The 21365-nt window shown below is 70.1% G+C and carries 17 protein-coding genes; 5 read left to right on the top strand and 12 right to left on the bottom strand.

Annotated features, from left to right (window positions below; translation table 11 throughout):
• The first annotated feature begins 192 nt into the window (after positions 1–192).
• Entirely contained in the window at positions 193–1197 is a 1005-nt protein-coding gene (locus NNW99_RS06590) for a ketopantoate reductase family protein (RefSeq protein WP_215117755.1), read from the top strand.
• Between the two features lie 9 nt (positions 1198–1206).
• On the opposite strand, the gene NNW99_RS06585 is transcribed toward NNW99_RS06590, so the two are convergent.
• From NNW99_RS06585 to NNW99_RS06575, 3 genes are all read right to left on the bottom strand, one after another.
• Positions 1207–2526 (bottom strand): jacalin-like lectin, encoded by a 1320-nt coding sequence (locus NNW99_RS06585; protein WP_215117754.1) that lies wholly within the window; start codon positions 2524–2526, stop codon positions 1207–1209.
• 129 nt (positions 2527–2655) lie between these two features.
• Positions 2656–3399 carry a hypothetical protein gene (locus NNW99_RS06580; RefSeq protein ID WP_215117753.1) on the bottom strand — a complete coding sequence of 248 codons (744 nt, stop codon included), beginning with the start codon at positions 3397–3399 and terminating at the stop codon, positions 2656–2658.
• Between the two features lie 50 nt (positions 3400–3449).
• Positions 3450–4517 (bottom strand): endo-1,4-beta-xylanase, encoded by a 1068-nt coding sequence (locus tag NNW99_RS06575; RefSeq protein ID WP_215117752.1) that lies wholly within the window; start codon positions 4515–4517, stop codon positions 3450–3452.
• An 89-nt stretch (positions 4518–4606) separates the two neighbouring features.
• On the opposite strand from NNW99_RS06575, the gene NNW99_RS06570 reads away from it, so the two are divergent.
• The gene (locus NNW99_RS06570; RefSeq protein WP_215117751.1) at positions 4607–5938 is read left to right on the top strand and encodes an MFS transporter; all 1332 of its coding nucleotides are present in this window, start codon (positions 4607–4609) and stop codon (positions 5936–5938) included.
• Here the strand turns inward: NNW99_RS06570 and NNW99_RS06565 are convergent.
• Genes NNW99_RS06565 through NNW99_RS06555 form a run of 3 tightly spaced genes read right to left on the bottom strand, consistent with a single transcriptional unit; the run spans position 5928 to position 8536 of the window.
• A complete protein-coding gene (locus NNW99_RS06565; protein ID WP_215117750.1) occupies positions 5928–6734 on the bottom strand; it encodes an ABC transporter permease in 807 nt (268 codons plus the stop codon). The two genes, NNW99_RS06570 and NNW99_RS06565, sit on opposite strands and share 11 nt — an antisense overlap.
• Position 6735: 1 nt before the next feature.
• On the bottom strand, positions 6736–7539 hold the full coding sequence (locus NNW99_RS06560; RefSeq protein WP_215117749.1) for an ABC-2 family transporter protein: 804 nt from the start codon (positions 7537–7539) through the stop codon (positions 6736–6738).
• A gap of 1 nt (position 7540) precedes the next feature.
• Complete coding sequence (locus NNW99_RS06555) at positions 7541–8536, bottom strand: ATP-binding cassette domain-containing protein (RefSeq protein WP_215124185.1); 996 nt, start codon at positions 8534–8536, stop codon at positions 7541–7543.
• A gap of 60 nt (positions 8537–8596) precedes the next feature.
• On the opposite strand from NNW99_RS06555, the gene NNW99_RS06550 reads away from it, so the two are divergent.
• Positions 8597–9426 (top strand): IS5 family transposase gene (locus tag NNW99_RS06550; RefSeq protein ID WP_251058078.1). Its coding sequence is split into 2 segments (ribosomal slippage): positions 8597–8945 and positions 8945–9426, totalling 831 coding nucleotides; the frame shifts between segments, so codons are not numbered across the junction.
• Positions 9427–9539: 113 nt separating this feature from the next.
• Here NNW99_RS06550 and NNW99_RS06545 read toward each other — a convergent pair.
• The 6 genes from NNW99_RS06545 to NNW99_RS06520 all read right to left on the bottom strand — a co-directional run bounded on the left by NNW99_RS06545 (position 9540) and on the right by NNW99_RS06520 (position 18547).
• The gene (locus NNW99_RS06545; RefSeq protein ID WP_215117748.1) at positions 9540–12407 is read right to left on the bottom strand and encodes a glycoside hydrolase family 2 TIM barrel-domain containing protein; all 2868 of its coding nucleotides are present in this window, start codon (positions 12405–12407) and stop codon (positions 9540–9542) included.
• 12 nt (positions 12408–12419) lie between these two features.
• Positions 12420–13316: a carbohydrate ABC transporter permease gene (locus tag NNW99_RS06540; RefSeq protein WP_370869118.1), complete on the bottom strand. Its 897-nt coding sequence runs from the start codon at positions 13314–13316 to the stop codon at positions 12420–12422.
• Positions 13313–14278: a carbohydrate ABC transporter permease gene (locus tag NNW99_RS06535; RefSeq protein ID WP_215117747.1), complete on the bottom strand. Its 966-nt coding sequence runs from the start codon at positions 14276–14278 to the stop codon at positions 13313–13315. The genes NNW99_RS06540 and NNW99_RS06535 overlap by 4 nt, the downstream gene beginning before the upstream one ends.
• A gap of 20 nt (positions 14279–14298) precedes the next feature.
• The gene (locus tag NNW99_RS06530) at positions 14299–15564 is read right to left on the bottom strand and encodes an ABC transporter substrate-binding protein (RefSeq protein WP_215117746.1); all 1266 of its coding nucleotides are present in this window, start codon (positions 15562–15564) and stop codon (positions 14299–14301) included.
• A 221-nt stretch (positions 15565–15785) separates the two neighbouring features.
• On the bottom strand, positions 15786–17036 hold the full coding sequence (locus NNW99_RS06525; RefSeq protein WP_215117745.1) for an ROK family transcriptional regulator: 1251 nt from the start codon (positions 17034–17036) through the stop codon (positions 15786–15788).
• 254 nt (positions 17037–17290) lie between these two features.
• Positions 17291–18547 (bottom strand): D-arabinono-1,4-lactone oxidase, encoded by a 1257-nt coding sequence (locus NNW99_RS06520; protein ID WP_215117744.1) that lies wholly within the window; start codon positions 18545–18547, stop codon positions 17291–17293.
• Positions 18548–18720: 173 nt separating this feature from the next.
• Between NNW99_RS06520 and NNW99_RS06515 the strand changes: the two genes are divergently transcribed.
• The gene (locus tag NNW99_RS06515) at positions 18721–19728 is read left to right on the top strand and encodes a hydroxyacid dehydrogenase (protein ID WP_215117743.1); all 1008 of its coding nucleotides are present in this window, start codon (positions 18721–18723) and stop codon (positions 19726–19728) included.
• A gap of 203 nt (positions 19729–19931) precedes the next feature.
• Positions 19932–21257: a radical SAM protein gene (locus tag NNW99_RS06510; RefSeq protein ID WP_215117742.1), complete on the top strand. Its 1326-nt coding sequence runs from the start codon at positions 19932–19934 to the stop codon at positions 21255–21257.
• Positions 21258–21365 lie beyond the last annotated feature (108 nt).

The raw sequence follows: 21365 nt of genomic DNA, 5'->3' as shown, positions 1-21365 counted from the left end.
TTGCGGCGCCCATGACCAGGGCACCTCCCACGTCCCGCGCCGGCACACCGCCTGCGCCGAGTTGCCTTCGACGCCTGCGGGGTACGGTGGGAACGGAGTACCAGGGGGGAGTCAAGTCCGGTGTGTACGTGGCGCCTTGGCGAAGACCTGTACGACGCGTATGACGTCTGAAGCGGAGAGCCAGGGAGCGGAATGCGCTACATCTTCATCGGGTCCGGAGCCATCGGCGGTGCGATCGGGGGGCGGTTGCACGAAAGCGGCCGGTCCGTCGTCCTGGTCGCGCGCGGCGCGCACTTCGAGGCGCTGCGCGACAACGGCCTGCGGCTCACCGTCCCCGCCGGCACACTCACCCTCGACACGCCCATCGTGGCAGGGCCAGAGGACGTCGAGCTGCGCGAGGACGATGTGCTCGTCCTCGCCGTCAAGGCCCAGGACAGCGTGGCCGCCCTGGACGCCTGGGCCGCACGGCCGGTGGCGGGCGGGGGCACGGCGGGCGAACGCCTGCCGCTGGTGTGCGCCCAGAACGGAGTGGAGAACGAGCGCCTGGCACTGCGCCGCTTCCACGAGGTGCACGGCATGTGCGTCATCCTGCCCAGCACCCACCTGAACCCGGGAGAGGTCGTCGCGCCCTGCGGCCCGTACACCGGTGTCCTGGTCCTCGGCCGGTACGGGACGGGCTCGGACGAGACCGCCCGGCGGATCGCGGACGACCTCGAGAAAGCCCACTTCCTGGCTCCGGTGGTGACGGACGTGATGCGCTGGAAGTACGGAAAACTCCTCGGCAACCTCGCCAACGTGGTCGAGGCCGTGTGCGGCTCCGCCTCCGACGCCGCCGCGCGGGACCTGATCGCCCGGGCGAAGGCCGAGGGTGCCGCGGCCCTCGACGCCGCGGGCATCGCCGCCGCGAGCGCGGCCGAGATCACCGAGCTGCGCGCCGGGACGGTCGACCCGCAGCCGATCGCCGGCGAGCCCACGCGCGGCTCCTCCTGGCAGAGCCTGGCGCGGGGCACGGGATCGATCGAGACGGACTACCTCAACGGCGAGATCGTGCTGCTCGGCCGGCAGCACGGCGTGCCCACCCCGGTGAACGCGGCCCTCCAGCAGGCCGCCCGGGAGAGCGTGTCCCAGGGGCGGGAACCGGGCGGCTTGACGGCCGGGGAACTGAGCAGGCGCATCACGGAGGGCGTCACCGCCTGAGTACGGGCCTCAGCGGATCGGCGCGTACACCACACCCAGCTTGTCGACCTCGGATCCCGCCCGCCCCGTGAAGCCCACGATCTGCCGGCCGGCGGGGGCCGTGAAGGTCTTCGTGTCGGACGTGGCCGTGCCGGTGGAGAGGGTGCGGCCCTTGTCGGTGGTGAAGGACGCCGAGAACAGGCGTGTGCGGCCGTCCTTCTGGCCCTGTGTGAGCTTTACGGAGGTGAGGTGCTCACCGGAGGCGAGGGTGAGGGATGTCGCCGTGCCGCCCGTGCCGCCGTGGCTGAGTGTCGTACCGCCGTCGTGGGTGAGGGACACCGCGTCCAGGCGGGCGTTGCCGCGCAGGGTCAGCGTGCGCGGGGCCGGGGTGGCCGGCAGGTCGTCCGCGTCGTTGAAGGCCGTGCCGTGGGGGCCGCCGAAGAAGTCGCTCGCGCGCAGGGAGGGGTCGAGAGTGTAGGAGAAGTCGACCGCGTGCGGGAAGTGGTCGGACAGGTTGGCGCCCGCCGGGTCGAGGAAGGACGCCCACTCGTTGCTGTAGCGGGTCGCGTTGAGGCTGAGCAGCTTGCTGCCGCGGTAGAGGACCTTGTCCACGACCTCGCAGTCGTTCGTGGGCGCCGTCGTGGGGCAGACGAGCGCGTCACTGCCCTGGGCCGGGGGTGTTCCGCCCTTCACCCGCTGGACCCAGGCGTCGGTGAGACCGTTCTCGCTCAGGAGCGTGCGGATGTTGTCGCCGGAGCGCGTGTACCGCGTGTTCGTGTCGCCCATGACGATCACCGCGTTGCCCGCGGAGTTCGCCTGGATGAAGTCGGAGAGCTGCTCGACGTTGGCCCGGCGGGCGGCGAGCGCGTCGTCGGTGGCGTCCGCGTTCGTGTGCACGTTGTAGAGGTCGAGGAAGACGCCCTCGGCGAGCCGTACCCGGGCCAGTGAGAAGCCCTTGGGGGTGAGGCAGTTGGTGCCGGTGCAGTTGTTCCACTTCACCCGCTGGAAGTCCTCGAAGGGATGGTCCGAGAGGGTGTTGAGGCCGTCGCCGAAGGGGACACCGCCGCTGGTCGCGGTGCGGTGGGCGTGGTCGTCGCCCCCGTACAGGGCCGCGTGGTAGTTGAAGTCCTCCTGCACATTGACGATGTCGTACGCCCCGAGACGAGGGGAGATCAGCGGGGTGTTCTTCTCCGGGTTGCCGGAGCTCAGGCCCTCGGGGAGGCCCGCGACGTTGTAGGTGAGGACGTTGAACGACCCGGAGCCCGCGGCGACGGCGGGTGTCGCGGAGGTGGCGGCCAGGCCCGTGACGCCCAGGGCGGCGGCCATGAGGGTGCCGATCAGTCTCTTCATGGGGGGTGTCTCCGGTCGGGGAGGGGAGGGAGCGGAGGGGAGAAGAAAGTTGAACGGTGCTCAGGTTGGAGCCGAACACCCCTGATACGCAAGGGAAGTCGGGAAAACAGTGGGAGACGCCCCGGCGCTTCAGGGGTGACGCAGCAGCTCCAGGTCCGTGCCCCAGGAGTCGAGGACCTCGCCGTGCCCCGCCTTGCGCGCCGCCTCCTCGATACCGGTGAAGAGCGTGCGCTGTGTGCCCGGGTCGCCGTCGGCGAGCAGCCGTTCCACGACGGGCAGCAGCCGGTCCACGCCCCACCGCCGCTCGCCGAGCGGGCTGCGTTCCAGCTCCCATCGCAGGTACTTGTTGTAGGGCCGGACGCGGCGGTGCAGCGCGAAGAGCACCTCCAGCGCGTACGGCACTGACTCGGCGGCGTCCAGATGGCCCATGGCCGGGTGGCCGTCGCGGTAGCTCTTCAGGGACCGGTAGGTCTGGTTGACGTAGGCGTCCAGCCAGCCGTCGACCGCGGCCCGGGCCTCGTCGGCGCCCAGGCTCCGCTTCTCGTCGAGGATCCGGGCGATGTCCCCGTCGAGCCGGTCGAGCAGTACTTCCGCGTGGACGTAGGAGTAGCGCGCGAAGTGGTCGGGGCGGCCGGGCATGCCGCGGGTGCGGAACTCCGCCAGCGGGATGACCACCAGGTCGAGGTGGGCCGAGCGGAAGCCGTTCAGTTCGGTGAGGGGTGAAGCGGTGTCGTCCCCGACGACGACATGCAGGTCGTGGTCGGAGTGGACGGTCGGCATGCCCTCGTGGACCTGGGAACCGCTGAGGACGAGGCCCACGACTCCGGGATCCTCGGCCGCCCGTGCGGTGAAGGCCGCCAGTGTGTCGCTCACGGTGCGGACGCTACTGCGCCCGCACCGCCCGCCGGAATCGAATTTCCCGCCTACGCCTGCGGATTGAGCCCGTCCGACAGCCCCTGGTACGCCGGCTTCGCCCCGTAGCTCTCGTTGTACGGCAGGGCCGCGCCGTAGCCGTTGAACGTGCCCGGCACCCAGGAGTACTTGTCGGTGAGGCCCCAGACCGTGACGCCCGCGCAGCGCGGTACGCCCAGGCAGTTCTCCGTGGCCGTCTTGTAGTCGGTGGACTGCTGGGCCAGCTCGGCCGAGGACGCCGGCAGCGGGATGCGGACGTCGAGTTCGGTGATCGACACCTCCAGACCGAGGTCGGAGAAGCGCTTCAGGTTCGCCTTCATCGAGGACGGCAGCTGGCCGACGACGAAGTGGGCCTGGAAGCCGATGCCGTGCAACGGCACGCCCTGGGCGAGGAGTTGCCGCGCCAGGTTGTAGAGGCCGTCGCTCTTCGCGTTGTCCGCCTCGATGTTGTAGTCGTTGATGTACAGCTTGGCGTTCGGGTCGGCGGCGTGGGCCCAGCGCAGCGCGTTGGCGATGTAGCCGCTGCCCAGCTTGCTCTGCCAGAGCGAGTTACGCAGCGAACCGTCCTCGTTGAACGCCTCGTTGACGACGTCCCAGGCGTAGATCTTGCCCCGGTAGCGGCCGAGCGTGGTGTCGATGTGCTTCTTGAGGATCGTGTTGAGCTCGGACGCCGAGAAGTTGCCGTTCGCCAGCCAGGACGGATTCTGGTTGTGCCAGACCAGGGTGTGGCCCCGTACGCCCTGGTTGTTGGCGGCGGCGTGGTTGACCAGCCGGTCGGCGGCGGCCCAGTTGTAGCTGTTGCGGCTGGGCTCCAGCGCGTCCCACTTCATGGCGTTCTCCGCCGTCACCGAGTTGAACTCCCGGTTCAGGACGGTGGTGTAGGCCGGCTCGGTGCGCAGCGGCCCGTCGGCGACCGCCGCGCCGATCCGCGCGCCGCGCGCGTCGGCGTAGCCGCGCAGCGTGGTGGCGGCGGAGGCGTCGGGAGTGAGCTGCGGGAGCGCGACCGAGGCCAGCAGGGCCCCCGCGGCGGCGAGTGTGAGGGGGCGAAGGGAGCGGCGCCTGTCAGGGGTGTGTGGCATGGCTCCTCCAGTGGGGGTGGGGGTGCGACACCCCCCAGTCGCCGCGGCCGGCCGTAAGGTTGCCGTGCATCGGCGACGGGGGAGGGCGCATGACACACGAGGCGGCACGGCGCGAGGACGAGCCCGGCGACGGCACGCCCTCGGCCGCCGGCGACGACGGCTTACCCGACACCAGCGGCGACACCCGCAGCGGCACCCGTCGCGGCACCCGCCCCCTGTGGCGGCAGCGGGACTTCGGGATCTTCTGGACCGCGCAGACCCTCTCCGTCCTCGGCGACTCCTTCGCCCTGATCGCCCTGCCGCTGCTGGTCCTGGAGGCCACCGGTTCGGTCGCGCGGATGGGGCTGCTGACCGCCGTGGGCGGGGCTGCGTCGGTCCTCGCTGCCGTGTTCGCCGGGGCGGTGGTGGACCGGGTGGACCGGCGCCGGCTGCTCATCACCTGCGACCTCGTGCGCATGGGGCTGTACGGGGTGATCCCGCTGGTGTGGCTGTTCGGCCCGCAGGTCTGGCTGCTGTACGTGGTGCTGCCGCTGTGCGAGGCCGTCGGCATGCTGTTCGCGGTCGGCTACGTCACCGTCGTACGCGGCCTGGTCGGCACCGGGCAACTCACCGAGGCCAACGGCCGGTTGAACGCCACGGCCGCGGGCGCGGGGGTGCTGGGGCCGCTGTGCGCCGGGCTGGTCGCCGCCTGGTCCGGCCCGGCCGCCGCGGTCGGTGTGAACGCGGCCAGCTTCGGGGTGTCGGCGACCCTCCTGTTCTTCGTACGGTTCCGCAGGCGCGCCCCGGACGACCGGCCGGGCCAGCGCACCGGACTGTGGCAGGACCTGCGCACCGGCGTCGCCTTCCTCTACGGCCACCCCGTGCTGCGCTCGCTCACCGTCCTGCTGTTCGTCTTCAGCTTCCTCACCCTCGGGATCCACGACTTGGTCATCTACCACCTCAAGCACGACCTCGGCCATGACGACGGCACGGTCGGCACCGTGATGGCCGCCGGTGCGCTCGGTACCATCGCCGGCGCCCTGCTCGTGGCGCGGATCCGCCGCCGCTTCGGTTTCGGGCTGACGTGGACCGGCTCGGTCGCGGGCTGCGGGCTCGCCTTCGCCGGTCTCGGCTGGGCCCGTGACGTGCCTGTGGTCGCGGCCCTGTGCGCCGCCTTCCTGGGGTGCGCCGCCATGGGAGCCACCTGCTCGATGTCGCTCCGCCAGGAGGTGACCCCGGAACACCTCCTGGGCCGGGTCACCTCCGCGTTCTGGACCCTGCACTACGCGGCGGCACCGATCGGCGCCGCCGTGCTGACCTGGGCCGCGGAGGAACAGGGCACGGCGCCGGTCGCCCTGGCCGCCGGAGCGATCTGCGTCCTGCTCGCCGCGTGTGCCCTGTTCACCCCGGTCCGAGGGTCCGGCCGGACCGTCAGCCGTTGACCCCGCTGTAGTGCCGCAGACTCCACCGCCACAGCAGCCGCGCCCCCAGATACGCCAGCAGCCCGAGCAGTGGTGAGGCCGCCGCCAGCCAGTACGGCACACCGGTCGTATGTCCGTGCCCGGTCAGCACCGCCGCCGGGAAGAAGGCGACGAACGCGAGCGGGAGGCCGTAGGTCAGGAAGCCGCCCACCGCCCTGGGCAGGACGTTCAGCGGGTAGCTGCCGAACGTGCCGAGGAGTTCCTCCAGCCAGCGGCCCCAGTAGTCCGCCGCCGGGAAACGCAGCGCCGCACTGGCGACGACCGTGAACAGGGCCGCCTCCAGCAGCATGCCGCCCAGCACGGCCGCGATCAGATAGCCGATCCGGCCCGCCGTCCAGTCCAGGTCGCTGCGGGACAGGGCGCCCACCATCAGGCCCGCCGCGACGGTCAGGTCCCCGATGGCGTTGGTGGGGAAGTAGGCCAGCTGGATCTGCCGGTGCACCGGCATGGGACGCATCAGATAGATGTCGACGCGGCCCTCCTGGATCTGCCGGCCGGCGAAGTGCACCCGCCCCAGGAGCAGTACGAACAGACCGTGCGCCAGCATGCGCGTCGCCGGGATCAGCAGCACGTCCGAGCTGTCCCAGCCGCCCATCCCAGCGAACCGGGTCAGCAGCACCGTGGCGAACACGATCACAGACACCTGCCAGATCGCCCCGATCGCGATCATCAGCAGGAACTCGGTGCGGTACTCCATCTGCGCGCGGAAGTTGAGCGCCGTCACACGCCACATGATCCGCAGAGCCTTCAACGACATCTCAGCCTCCCTGCGAGATCACGCGCCGGGCGGCCCGCCGCCACAGCAGCCGGGTGAACAACGCCAGCGCCACCACCCAGGCGGCCTGGACGCAGAGCTGGAAGGCCGCGTCGGACAGGGGGATCCGTCCCACGTACAGCGACAGCGGCACGCTCAGCGTGGCCTGGAAGGGCAGGAAGGCGCTCATCGTCACGAACCAGTCCGGGAAGAACCACAGCGGCGCGTACACCCCGGACAGCAGGTTCTGCGCGAACAGCAGGATGAGCATCGCCGCGTTGTTGCGGATCGTCCAGAAGCACAACTGGTCGAGCGTGAGCATCACGTAGTACAGGACCCACTGGCCCAGCAGCATGCTGACCACGAACACCGCGGCCACCGCCGCCGAGCGGGGCGGCTCGACGAGCCCGGTGGCCAGGCAGACCACATAGCCGGTCAGCGCCCACGCGAGCCCGTACAACTGCTCGCCGGCGGCCCGCAGGGCGTAGTAGCGCTGCGGCGGCAGCGGGCGCAGATACCAGTAGACGATGGTGCCGAAGTGCATGTGCTGGAGGACCGTGTCCCGGCCCGTGTACTGGTCCAGCTCCCGCAGCCGGGACGCCAGTACGGCCAGCACGGCGTAGGTGACAGCCTGGTCGCGGCTCAGGCCGGCGGTCGTGCCGGAGTGCGCGTACAGGCCGCGCCACAGCGACCAGACCAGCACCACCTGCACGGCCAGCCGCAGCGCGACGGCCGTCATCCGGGGCGGGGCGTTCAGCTCGCCGAGCGGGGTGACGCGGGCGGCGCGCCAGGCGTGCAGCACGGCCATGTCAGACCTCCCCGGCATGCGCGTACGCGGCCCGCATCACGTCCTCCAGGTCCGCCTCGTCCAGGGCGATGTCGGTCACCTCGTACCGCTCGATCACCGCCTTGAGCGCCTGGTGGACGGTGGGCGCGCCGGGTCCGTCGGGGCCGAAGACGACCTGTGCGCCGCTGTGCCGCAGGAGCGCGGTGCCGGGCGGCGGCACGACCTCGGCACGCGGGTCGGCGAGGGTGGCCCGCACCTGCCAGGTGGAGCCGAACTTCCTGCGGATCTCGTCGAGGCCGCCGTCCAGCATCAGCCGGCCGTGGTTGACCAGCACCACCCGCTCGGCGAGCCGCCCGACCTCCGTCATGTCGTGCGTGGTCAGCAGGACCGTACGGCCGCGCTGCTCCACCTGGTGGCGCAGGAACTCCCGCACCTGCTCCTTGACCACCACGTCCATGCCGATGGTCGGCTCGTCGAGGAAGACCACCGGCGGATCGTGCAGCAGGGCGGCGGCCAGGTCGCTGCGCACCCGCTGGCCGAGGGAGAGATGGCGGACCCGGGTGTCCCAGAAGGACGACAGGTCCAGGATCTCGTCGAACTCCTTCAGCCGGGCGGCGTGCTCGGCCTTCGGCACCTCGTAGATGTCCCGCAGGATCGCGAACGACTCGCGCACCGGAAGGTCCCACCACAGCTGCGTGCGCTGCCCGAACATCGCGCCGACGTTGCGGGCGTTGCGCTCTCGCTCCCGGTACGGCACGACGCCCGCGACCCGGGCCTCGCCCGAGGTGGGCGTGAGGATGCCGGTCAGCATCTTGATGGTGGTGGACTTGCCGGCGCCGTTCGGGCCGAGCAGGGCGAGGAGTTCGCCCGCGGGCACGTCGAAGGTGATGTCGGAGACGGCGTGCCTGGCCACCCGCTCGGGGTTGACCAGGGATCGGACCGCGCCCGTGAACCCGGGGCGGCGGACGGTGGTGTGGAAGGTACGGGACAGCCCGCGGACCTCGATGGCGACATTCAACCGACCCACCCACTTCCTAGGTCGTGTCCGCAAAGTGGCGGCGTCGTTGGTTGGTTCGTGGTGCGTCGTCATGAGCTGACTGATGAGTCGTGGGCGGTGATCGAGCCGTTGCTGGCTCCTCCGCGGATGGGGCGTCCGGTGCGGGATCGTCGGCAGGTGGTCAACGGCATCCTGTGGAAGCTGTCCACGGGGGCGGCCTGGCGGGACCTGCCTGAGCGTTACGGCCCGTGGAAGACGGTCTACGAACGTTTCCGCCGCTGGTCGGCAGACGGCACCTGGGACCGGCTGCTGGCCCAGGTCCAGCAGCACTGCGATGCCGTGGGCGCCGTGGACTGGACTGTCGTCTGCGTCGACTCCACGACTGTGCGGGCTCACCAGCATGCGGCCGGGGCCCGAAAAGGGGGCTCTGGCCGGGCGAGGCGATCGGCCGGTCCCGTGGCGGGCTGACTACGAAGATCCACCTGGCCTGTGATGGGCAGGGCCGGCCGCTCGCCTTTACCCTGACCGCTGGGAACGTCAACGACTGCACCCAGTTCGAGCAGGTCATGGCCCGCATCAGCGTCAGCCGACGCGGGCCCGGCCGGCCCAGAACGCGGCCCGATCGGGTCGTCGCGGACAAGGGCTACTCGTCCACGAAGATCCGCTCCTACCTGCGTCGGCGGGGCATCAGAGCCGCGATCCCAGAGCGGATCGACCAGATCAACGGCCGCATCCGCCGAGGCGAAAGCCTCTGCCGACTCGACCGGACCACCTACCGGCGCCGCAACCTCGTCGAGCGCTGCTTCAACAAGCTCAAGCACAACAAGGCCCTGGCCACTCGCTACGACAAACGCGCCCGCCACTACCAAGCCATGGTCACCCTCGCCTGCCTACGCCTCTGGCTCCCCTGACTTTGCGGACACGACCTAGCGGTGAACACAGCGGCGGCCGGTCGGCTCTAGGGCCGACCGGCCGCGGATGACATCCCCGACACTGTCGGAATGTCGATCAATCGGTCAATCGATTAATCGGTGGTCGAGAACACGAACGAGAATTCCACCGGCTCCGCCTTCAGGAAGTACTGCGGCAGCGGACCCGGGCCGCACGACTGCGAGCCGATGCCGTGCTGCCCGTGGTCGAGGTTGACCCACACCGTGTCGCCGGCCGTCAGGTCGGTGCGGTGCCGGGCCGCCTCCAGCTGCTCGGTCGTCCAGCGCCGCGCGGTGAACCAGAACTCCGGGTCGCCCTCGATCCGCAGTCCGCCCAGCTCCACCCAGCGGACATCGGCACGGGCACCGTTCTCCTGCGGACGGACGTACGGCGTCTGCAGCCCGTCCACCGTCGACTGCCAGCGGCCCACCATCGACGCCGTCCGGGTGTCCGGGTACGCCTCGCCCGGACCGCCGCCGAACCACTCCACGCGGTCGGCCCGATCCAGTCCGAAGCGGACACCGAGCCGGGGCAGCGGCACCGTCCAGTCGCCCGTGGGGGTCACGGACACGGTCAGGCGCAGCCGCTCGCCGTCGGACGTCCAGCGGTACACCGTGTCCAGGCCGACCTCGCGGGCCGCCGGTGCCACCCGGGTGCGGACGGTCAGCGCGTCGTCGCCGGCCTCGACCGAGACCAGGCGGTGCCGCATGCGGTGCAGGCCGAGCGTGCGCCACAGCATCCCGTAGCGGGTGTCGGTCTGCCATTCCGCGCCGTCGTCGTTGTCGGTCGGCGCCCGCCACACGTCCAGCTTCGGTGCCGCGCCGACCGTGACCCCGCCGATCGAGCGCAGGGCGCCGGTGCGGGGGTCGAACTCGGCGGGGCCGAGGGTGATCCGGTCCGTGTCGGCCACGGGCCGGTCGCTCGCCGGGAAGGACGGCAGCGGCCGTGCCCCCACGGCGAACTGGCCCCAGGCCACGACATGGTCCTTCGGACCCCAGACCGTGTCCTCGGCGAGCAGCGCCCGCACCGTCCACTGGCGTTCGCCGCCCCGGCCGTCCGCGGGCGGCTCCGGCAGCTTCACCTCGGCCGACTCGCCCGGCGCGAGCACCGGCACCGCGAGCGGGCCCGACTCGACGGTCTCGCCGTCCACCTGGCAGGACCACTCGAAGGCCAGCTCGGACAGGTCGGCGAAGTCCTGCTGGTTGGTGATCCGCACGGTGCCGTCGGTGCCGTCGCCCTCGATGCGGACCGGCTCGATGACCTTCTTGTACTCGATCAGGCCCGGCGACGGCGTCCGGTCCGGGAAGACCAGCCCGTCGCAGACGAAGTTGCCGTCGTGCAGCTCCTCGCCGAAGTCACCGCCGTAGGCGTAACCCAGCTCGGCGTGCTTCACGCCGTGGTCGATCCACTCCCAGATGAACCCGCCCTGGAGCCGCTCGTGCTTCTCGAACAGCTCCTGGTAGTCGGCGAGCCCGCCCGGGCCGTTGCCCATCGCGTGCCCGTACTCGCACTGGATGAAGGGGAGTTCGCGGCGCTTGCCGGTACCGCCGTCGAGCCGCCGCCCGATCGTGTCGACCTCGTCGTGGAAGGCGTACATCCGCGAGTACACGTCCGTGTCGCGGCAGTTCCAGTCGCCCTCGTAGTGCACGAGGCGCTCGGGGTCGCGGTCGTGGATCCACTCGGCCATCGCGGTGAGCCCGCGGCCGGTGCCGGCCTCGTTGCCCAGCGACCAGAACACCACCGACGGGTGGTTCTTGTCCCGCTCGACCATCCGCTCCGCGCGGTCCAGCAGGGCCGGGGTCCAGCGGTCGTCGTCGACCGGGTTGTCCCGCCAGTCCTGCTCGGTGAAGCCGTGGGTCTCCAGGTCGCACTCGTCGATGACCCACAGACCGTACTCGTCGCACAGGTCCAGGAAGGCCGGGTGCGGCGGGTAGTGCGAGGTGCGCACGGCGTTGAGGTTGTGCCGCTTCATCAGCAGCACGTCCTCACGCATGGTCTCCAGGTCGAGGGCACGGCCCCTCTCCGGGTGCCACTCGTGCCGGTTGACGCCCTTGAAGAGGACGGCCCTGCCGTTGACCTTGATGAGCCCGTCCTCGAGGGCGACGGTCCGGAAACCGATCCGCAGCGGCACCCGCTCGCCCTCGGTGGCCAGCACCCCGTCGTACAGCTTCGGCGTCTCGGCGGTCCACGGCTCGACCGCGACCGTCACCGGCTCACCCGTCGCGACATCGATGTCCAGCCCGGGGACGGTCACCCGTCCCTCGACGTCGGAGTCGACGCGCAGGGTGCCCTCGCCGGTGGTGTGGTCGTACGACGCGTGCACGAAGAAGTCGCCCACGCTGCCCGCCGGGCGGTGCAGCAGCGTCACGTCACGGAAGATGCCCGGCAGCCACCACTGGTCCTGGTCCTCCAGGTACGAGCCCGCCGACCACTGGTGCACCCGCACCGCCAGGACGTTGCCGCCCGGCTTCAGCAGATGCCCCACCGCGAACTCGTGCGCCAGCCGGGAGCCCTTGAACTCGCCGAGCTCCGTGCCGTTCAGCCAGAGACGGGCGCAGGACTCGACGCCGTCGAACCGCAGCACCGCCCCGCCGTCCGACGGCCAGTCGGACGGCAGGTCGAAGACGCGCAGATGGTCACCGGTCGGATTCTCGGTCGGGACGTGCGGCGGGTCCACCGGGAAGGGATAGAGGTGGTTGGTGTAGATCGGGGACCCGAACGCCCCGTCGCCCTGGAGGACCCAGTGCCCGGGGACCGTGACCTCGGCCCAGTCCCGGGCGTCGTAGCCCTCCTCGGCGAACGAGTCGTCCTCGGCGTCGACGGTGGCCGACAGCCGGAAGCGCCAGCTGCCGTTCAGCGACAGGGAAGCGGCGTCCGAGGCCGCGTACCAGGCACGGGCCGGAAGGGCCCCGCTGCCCGGGGAGACGTCCTCGACGTAGTCGACGGTGGTGCGGAAAGACATCGGTCTCCTAGCTCAGCCCTTGATGCCGGTCTGGGCGATCCCCTGCACCAGCCAGCGCTGGAGGAAGAGGAAGACGAACACCAGGGGCAGGATGGAAATGGCCGTGGCCATGAAGATCAGGTGGAAGACGACGGTCTGGTTGGTCATGTAGCTGGAGAGTGCGACCTGGACGGTCCACGAACTCGGGTCCTGGCCGATGACCAGCGGCCACAGGAACGCGTTCCAGCCGTTGATGAAGGTGATGGTCGCCATCGCCGCGAAGAAGTTCAGCGAGTTGGGTACGACGACACGCCAGTACGCACCCCAGTAGCCCAGTCCGTCCATGCGCGCCGCCTCCTCCAGCTCCTTGGGGAATCCCAGGAAGTACTGCCGGAAGAGGAAGCAGGTGAAACCACTGAACAGGCCCGGAATGATGAGGCCTCGGTAGGTGTCCACCCAGCCGAGCGAGGAGACCAGCACGAAGCTCGGTACGAAGGTGACCGCGGTCGGAACCATCAGGGTGCCGAGAACGGCGTAGAACACCTTGTTGGCGTGCTTGTACGGGATGCGGGCCAGACCGTATCCCGCGAGGGAGCACACCAGCAGGACGCCGACGGTGTGCAGGGTGGCCACGACCGCCGAGTTCCACAGGGACTGGGCGAAGGGGACCGTCTCGTCGGTGAAGAGTTCGCTGAGATTGCCCCACTGGATGTCCGTGGGGAAGATCTTCCAGTTCTCTCCGGTGATCTCGGCGTCGGTGGAGAGGGCGTTGCGGACGAGGATGTAGAACGGGACCAGGAAGAGGAGAGCGGCGATGCCCGTGGCGATGTAGAGCCCGGTGGAGCTCATCACGCCGCCACTGCGCCTGACCCGGCTCGGTGCGTCCGGCGTCGGCGCGGATTTCCGCACCTTGGGCATGGTGGTGGTCACTTGGACTCGTCACCCCTTCCAAAGCCCATGATCTTGCCCTGGAGCAGAGTCACGGCACAGATCAGCACGGTCAGGATGAGCGCGCCCGCGCTGCCGGCGCCGTAGTCCTGGCTCTCGCCCAGGGCTTTGTAGTACAGCTCGACGAGGGGCGGTCGGCCCCAGGTGGTCTTCGACAGCAGGTTGAAGAACTCGTCGAAGGCCTGGTAAGCGGCGATGAGCAGCAGCAGGATCACCGCCGTGGACGTCGCGCGCAGTTGGGGCAGGGTGATGTACCGGAAAGTCTGCCAGCCCGGCTTGGCCCCGTCGATGGCTGCGGCCTCGTACAGCTCGTCCGGGATGTTCTGCAGCGCCGCGATGAACAGGATCATGTAGAAGCCGGACTGCAGCCACAGCCGGGCGGTCACGATGACCAGCCAGTACCAGGGCGGGTTGGGGTCGATCAGCCAGGCGATGTTGTCGATGCCGAACCAGCCGAGGACCGTGTTCATCAGGCCGAAGCGGACGCCGCTGAAGATGGACATCTTCCAGATCAGCGAAGCGGCGACATAGCTGACCGCGGTCGGCAGGAAGAAGACCGACCGGAAGAAGGCCCGCATGAAGCGCATCCGGTTCACCAGCAGGGCGAGCCCCAGCGAGAGCGCCCAGGTGGTGGGCACGATGAACGCGGCGAAGGCGGTGAAGGTGCCGAGCGAGCCGACGAAGTCGTCGTTCGTCAGCATGTACACGTAGTTGTCGAAGCCGACGAACTTGTCGGGCGTGACGGTGAAGCGGGCCTCGAAGAAGCTGAGCCACAGGCTCCAGAGGATCGGCGTGTAGACGAAGATCGCCAGACCGATCAGGAACGGCCCGGTGAAAAGCCAGAAGTTGACGGTGGGGCTGCCCCGCAGACCCCGCCGCGGCTTGGCCGAAGAGGCCTTCGCCGAGGCAGGGCTCGCGAGGTCGAGCTTGGTGGTCGTCGACATGTCGTGGTCCGTCCCGCGGCCTATCCGAACAGCTTCTTGAGCTCGCGGTTGACGGCCGCGTCGCACTTGTCGAGGGCGGCCTCCGGGTCCATGTTCTTGCGGACGCTGTTGGCGAAGACGTCCTCGAAGGCGGTGCGCATGGCCTGGGTCCAGCCGATGTTGTCGAAGTGCCCGAACTCGTTGAAGAGCCGCACACCCTCGGCGGCGTTGCCCGACTTGAGCTTGTCGGCCGTCTTGGCGAGCGAGGCGCGCGGCGGGATGTGGAAGCCGTAGGAGGTGGCCCAGTCCTCCTGGTAGTCCTTCTTGTCGATCCACAGCCACTTGACGTATTCCTTGGCCGCGTCGACGTTCTTGCCCTTGGCGTTGACGAACATCGACCAGCCGCCGTTGTAGACCGACGGCTTGCCGGAGTCCGTGACCTTCGGGAAGGGGAAGACACCCCAGTCGTCGCCGAGCGCGTCCTGGATCGCCGGCATCGCCCACATACCGCAGAACTGGATGGCGCAGAGGCCCTGGTTGAACGAAGAGGGGTCCCAGGACTCGGTCGGGGCGCCCAGGAGCAGATCGCCGCTGGTGAACAGCTTGCGCATCTTCTTCAGGCCCTCGACGACGCCGTCCGTGTGATACGCGATCTCGTTCTTCTCGGTGAGGTGCTGGGCGCCGGCCGACCAGATCAACGTGTCGTTGACGCTGTGCAGGTCGTTGCCCATGTACAGGCCCTTGACCTTGCCGGTGGTGAGCTTGGCGGCGGCCTCCATCAGCTCGTCGAGCGTGGTCGGTACCTCGACCTTGGCCTTCTCCAGCATCGACTTGCGGTAGAAGAAGAACTGCGGGTCGTCGATCATCCGGACGCCGTATATCTTCCCGTCGACCGTGTGCGACTTGATGTCGGCCGGGTTGAAGTCGTCCTTGACCGGATCGATGATGTCGGTCAGGTCCGCCACCTGGCCGCTCTTGACCATCTGGATCTGCGGGTGGAACTCGAAGAGGTCGGGCGCGTTCTTGGTGAGCAGGGCCGAGAAGAGCTTGCTCTCGAAGTCGGAGCTGGTGATCCACTGCGTGGTCACGTTGGCGTCCTTGTACGCCTTCGCGTACCGCTTGATGGCCTGCTCGGTGCCCGCCTCACCGTACGCGTGGAACATCTGCACCAGGTTGGTGCCCGACCCGGACCCACCGCCCCGCCCCGTGTTGCTGCCGCACGCGGCGAGTCCGCCCGCGGCGGCCAGGCCCATCGCGGCCCGCAGTACGTTGCGGCGGTCCCAGTTCATGTTGCTCGATGCCGACATGCTGACGTCCTTGTCTCGAGTGCGGCTGCGGCTCTTCGGCTCACTGCCTGATGGCTCACGGGCCCGGGGGCTCGCGCCAGATGGCTCAAAGAGAGGTGCGGTGCGGGACGCTAGAGCTTCGACTAAGGCTTCGGCAAGGGGTTGGACGAAGTCTGTGCGAAGCGTTGTGTCCGGTTCGCGATTTCGAACAAGCGGGTGTGGCGGAGGAGTTGCTTCCGCCGCTACGAGGGTGGTGCGGCCGCGGTACGGCTCCTCACGGGGGCGGCGCGTTTGCCGTTCTTCTGCCCGACGGCCTGGAGCGCGCCCTCCAGCGCGAACGTCGCCGCGCCCAGGCACACCGGGTCGGTGGGGATCGGGGAGAGGACGATCTCGGTGGCGGCCAGCGGCCGCGGCAGCGCGTGCCGGGTCACGGCCTCGCGCACCTCGTGCAGCAGCGGTTCGCCCAGGGTGCGGGCGACCCAGCTGCTCAGCACGACGATCTCGGGGTTGAACAGGTTCACCAGGTCCGCGACACCGGCGCCCAGATAGCGGGCGGTCTCGTGCACGGCCCGGCGTGCCACCGGGTCGTCCGTCGCGATGCCGCGGGCCAGCGCGTCGATGGTCGCCGTCTGGTCGTCCGCGTGCAGCAGCGCGCTGTCGGGGCCGATCTCCCGCAGGTTCAGCATGATCCCGCGCGCGCCGACGTACGTCTCCACACAGCCGTGATTGCCGCAGCGGCACAGCCGCCCGTCCAGCACCATCGTGGTGTGGCCCCACTCGCCGGCGCTGTTGCTCACGCCGCGATGCAGCCCGCCGCCGAGGACGAGCCCGGCGCCCACCCCGGTCCCGAGGTTGACCACCACGGCGGTCCCGGCCCCGCGCGCGGCCCCGAACCACAGCTCGGCGACCGCGCTGGCGCGCAGCGGGTTGTCCAGGTAGAGCGGGTAGGCGATGTGCTCGGTGAGCAGGTCCAGCAGCGGTACGTCGTGCCAGTCCCAGTTGGGCGCGTACTCCGCGATGCCGGTGGCACGGTCCACCTGCCCCGGCACGCTCACCCCGACCCCGAGCACCCGGGCGCCCTCGATTCCGGCCTGGGTGACGACCGAGCCGACGGCGGTGGCCACATGGCCGACCACCTGCTCGGGCAGGCTCTCACTCGCGCGGACGTCCTCCTCGGCGCGGGCCAGCACGTTCAGCCCCAGGTCGAACAGCTCGACATGGACGTAGGTCTCGGCGATGTCGACGCCGATCAGCGCGCCCCCTGAGGCGTTGACCGCCACCAGGCCCCGGGGCCGGCCGCCGGCCGAGTCCTCGAAGCCGACCTCCGTGATCATGCGGAGGTCGAGCAGCTCGCCCACGAGCGTGGCCACCGTGGCGAGGCTGAGGCCGGTCGCGGCCGCCAGCTCCTGCCGGGAGGTCGGTGACTCCGCGATGATCTGGCGCAGCACCTCGTAGCGGTTCGCGGTGCGGATGTCGCGTGATGTGCGCTTCACCGGGGTGCCCCATTCCTTCCCAGACCGGCCCTGGCCGGGGTCGTCGTCGGCACCGGCGCGGCGCAAGGCTATGGGCTGGCGGGACTTTCGACAAGGGGTTTGGAAAGGGGCTTTATAAAGTGCGCTCCTGGTGGGACCGGCAAAGACCGGCCGTGGCTCGTTCATGATGCCTCAGCGCGCGGGCGAGGCGCGCCGAGGGGGGGGCGTGTCAGGAGGCGGTGTGTCAGAAGGCGGCGTGTCAGAAGGCGGGCGGCCTACGCCGTCGCCAGCACCTCCCGCACGAAGGCGTTGGCGAACTTCCCCTCCGGGTCCAGCTCCCGCGTCAGCGCGCGGAAGTCGTCCAGCCGCGGATACAGCCCGCCCAGGACGGACCCGGGCACGGTGAACACCTTGCCCCAGTGCGGCCGCGCCCCGAAGGGCTCCAGCGCCTCTTCGACCCGCCGCACCACCGGCAGCACCGCCCGCGCGTCCTCGACCCAGGTGAAGTGCGCCGCTACGGTGTCCCGGCCGTGGGACGGGCTCAGCCACTGGTCGTCACCGGCGACCGTGCGGACCTCGCAGGTCTGCAGCACCGGGGCGATCGTCTCCCGGATCGCGTCGAGCGCGCGCAGCATCTCCACGGCGTGCCCGCGCGGCAGCATATACTCCGACTGCAACTCAGCCCCGCTGCTCGGGACGAACTCCGCCCGGAAGTGCGGCAGTCGCTCGTGCCAGGGCCCCGGTACACCGAACTGCTCGGTGCAGTTGACCGCGGGCATGCCCGGCACCGGGTGCATCTTCTCGGTGGCGGGAGGCGCCCAGGGGAAGGCCGGCAGGGCCTGGTCGGTGCGCCGCTTCAGCCACACCTGCCTAAAGCCCGGCGCCCGCCAGTCGGTGAACAGGCTGACGCTGTACCCCGTCGCCATCACCGTCTCGAACGTCCCCGAGTCCAGTCCCTCCAGGGGCAGTTCGGTGAACACATGCTGCTCGACCTCGAAGGCCGGCTCCAGATCGAGGGTGAGCGCGGTGACGACACCGAGCGCGCCGAGCGAGGTCACGGCCCCGCCGAACCGCTCCTCGTCGCGTCCTGTCGTCACCGTCGAGCCGTCCGCCGTGACCAGTTCCACCTCGCGTACGACCGTCGAGAGCGGGCCGTTGAGGACGCCCGAGCCATGGGTGCCGGTCGCGACCGATCCGGCCACCGAGATGTGCGGCAGGGACGCCATGTTGTGCAGCGCCAGCCCCTGCCCGTGCAGCCGGCGGGCCAGCTCCGCGTACCGCACACCGCCGCCGACGCGGACGGTACGGGCCACCGTGTCGACGTCCACCTCGGGCGGCAGGTCGGCCAGCGACAGCAGGACACCCTCGGGGCCCGGCTCGGCGATGCCGTTGAACGAGTGCCCGCTGCCCAGCACCCGCACCCGGTCGCTCCCCGCGACCAGCCCGCGCAGCGCGGTGAGCGAGCCCGGCCGGTGCAGCTCCTTGGCCGCGTAGGTGATGTTGCCCGCCCAGTTGGTCACGGTCCCGTTCATCCACGTCGTCCTTCCCCGAGGCAGTGGGGACCGGCATGCCCCCGCCGGAACCTACCTCGGCACGGTGTCCATTGCTCCGGCCGCCCGGCCCGGCCTACCGTGGGGATGTCGTAGAGAGCGTTTTCTACCGCATCGGTTCCGCCGTTGCGCCGTCGCCCCGGAAGGTCACCTCCTTGAGCCAGCGCCCCCAGGCACTGTTCGCCATGGCCGCCGAGAACGTGCCGCTGGTCTTCCTGCCCGAGGTGCTGGCGCGGCTGCGGGAGTCCGTGGACATCGACCCCGACCTCGTGGCGCGGGACTTCACCGACCCGCGGGTGCGCGACGTGCTGGCCCGGACCGAGATCCTGGTCACCGGCTGGGGCTGTCCCCGGATCGACGAGACGGTCCTCGACGCGGCTCCCCGGCTGCGCGCCGTACTGCACTCGGCCGGCTCGGTGAAGTCCTTCGCCACCCCCGGGATCTGGCAGCGGGGCATCGCCGTCTCCTCGGCCGCCGTCGCCAACGCGCTGCCGGTCGCCGAGTACACCCTCGCCATGATCCTGCTCGCCGGGAAGGACGTCCTCGCCGCACGCGACCGGATGCGCACGTCCCGCACCTCCTCCGGCTGGGGCATCGTCCCCGGCATCGGCAACCACGGCCGCCGCGTCGGCGTCATCGGTGCCTCCCGCATCGGCCGCCGCGTCCTCGAACTGCTCCGCCCCTTCGATCTGCGGCCCGCCCTCACCGACCCGTACGTCGACGAGGCGGCGGCCGCCGCGCTGGGCGTCCCCCTGCTGCCGCTGGACGACCTGCTGCGCACCTCCGACATCGTCACCGTCCACGCCCCCGAGACCCCCGAGACCCACCACCTGATCGGCCGCCGCGAGCTGGCCCTGATGCCCGACGGGGCGGTCCTCGTCAACACCGCGCGCGGCGCACTGGTCGACCACGACGCCCTGGTGGCGGAACTGCGCGCCGAGCGCCTCACCGCCATCCTCGACGTCACCGACCCCGAGCCCCTCCCCACCGACTCCCCCCTCTACGACCTCCCCGGCGCCTTCATCACCCCCCACCTCGCGGGCTCCCAGGGCAACGAGCTGGCCCGCCTCGGCCTGACGATCACGGAGGAGACGGAACGGCTGGTGGCAGGAGGGAAGCCGGCCTACGGGGTCGATCTGGCGGCGCTGGAGCGGGAGGCGTGAGGGGCGCCTTCGTGGGCGGCCGGTCCGGACATTGAGTGACATAGGGGATACTTCGCCTGAATCGGATCGGCTGACGAGGCTCGGCCGCCGTGTGCACCGCCGGGTGGGGTAGTGCCCCCGCTCCGAGGGGACCCGGTACCGCTCGCGCGCAGCCATGGGCATACCGTGAGGAGTCGTACGTCCGAGCCGGGAGGAGACACGGGATGAGCAGCGGCAGCCGTACCGCGCTGGTCGAGGATCTGATGGAGCGATTCCCGCATGTCCCGCGGGAGGCCGTCTTCAAGGAGGACCTGCTTCGGGGCGGAGTGGCTTTCGACCCGTCCGCGCTCAGTGACAACGAGGGTGGCGAGGTCAAGCCGAAGTCGTACTTCATCTTCTCGTTCGACCACGGCACCCTGCCCGAGCTGGGCGAGGCCGCGCTGCGCCGGCCGCCCGAGGAGATCATCCTCACCGGCGGCCCGTACGACCTGCGGCGGACCGTCGTCTCGGTCCGGGTGAACCCCGCCTCGCCCTACCGCGTCGCCGCGAACGAGGACGGCGTGCTCGGCCTCTACCTCGACGGCAAGCGGATCTCCGACGTCGGCGTGCCGCCGATGCCCGAGTACTACCGCCACACCCTCGCCAACGGGAAGTCGGTCATGGAGGTGGCCCCGACCATCCAGTGGGGCTACCTGATCTACCTGACCGCCTTCCGTGTCTGCCAGTACTTCGGCGCCAAGGAGGAGTGCCAGTACTGCGACATCAACCACAACTGGCGCCAGCACAAGGCGGCGGGCCGCCCCTACACGGGTGTGAAGGACGTCGACGAAGTCCTCGAGGCGCTCGAGATCATCGACAAGTACGACACCGCGAAGGTGTCCACCGCCTACACGCTCACCGGCGGCGCGATCACGACGAAGGTCCAGGGCCTGGACGAGGCGGACTTCTACGGGCGGTACGCCAAGGCCATCGAGGAGTACTTCCCGGGCCGCTGGATCGGCAAGGTCGTCGCCCAGGCGCTGCCCAAGGACGACGTCCAGCGCTTCAAGGACTACGGGGTGCAGATCTACCACCCCAACTACGAGGTGTGGGACGAGTACCTCTTCAAGATGTACTGCCCGGGCAAGGAGCGCTACGTCGGCCGCGACGAGTGGCACAAGCGCATCCTCGACTCGGCGGACATCTTCGGCGCGCGCAACGTCATCCCCAACTTCGTCGCGGGCGTGGAGATGGCCGAGCCCTTCGGGTTCAAGACCGTCGACGAGGCCATCGACTCCACCACCGAGGGCCTGCGCTTCTTCATGTCGCACGGCATCACGCCCCGCTTCACCACCTGGTGCCCCGAGCCCACGACCCCGCTCGGCAAGGCCAACCCGCAGGGCGCGCCCCTGGAGTACCACATCCGTCTGCTCCAGGCGTACCGCCAGACCATTGAGGACTTCGGTCTCTCCTCGCCCCCCGGCTACGGTCCCCCCGGCGCCGGCAACGCGGTCTTCTCGGTCAGCTCCTTCATGGACAGCCTGCCCGCGGACGAGCCGGTGGAGATCTGACGCCGGACTCCGCTCCCACTGCGCCTCGATGGCGATCCGAAGTGATTCGGGTCGCCATCGAGACGTTTCGGCGTCCCGTGCGTATCTACTTCCGGAGTCGGCTGCGTC

The sequence above is a fragment of the Streptomyces sp. CRCS-T-1 genome, from assembly GCF_024442335.1.
Taxonomy (GTDB): Bacteria; Actinomycetota; Actinomycetes; order Streptomycetales; family Streptomycetaceae; genus Streptomyces; species Streptomyces koelreuteriae.
This window is presented reverse-complemented; position numbering and strand designations above follow the sequence as displayed.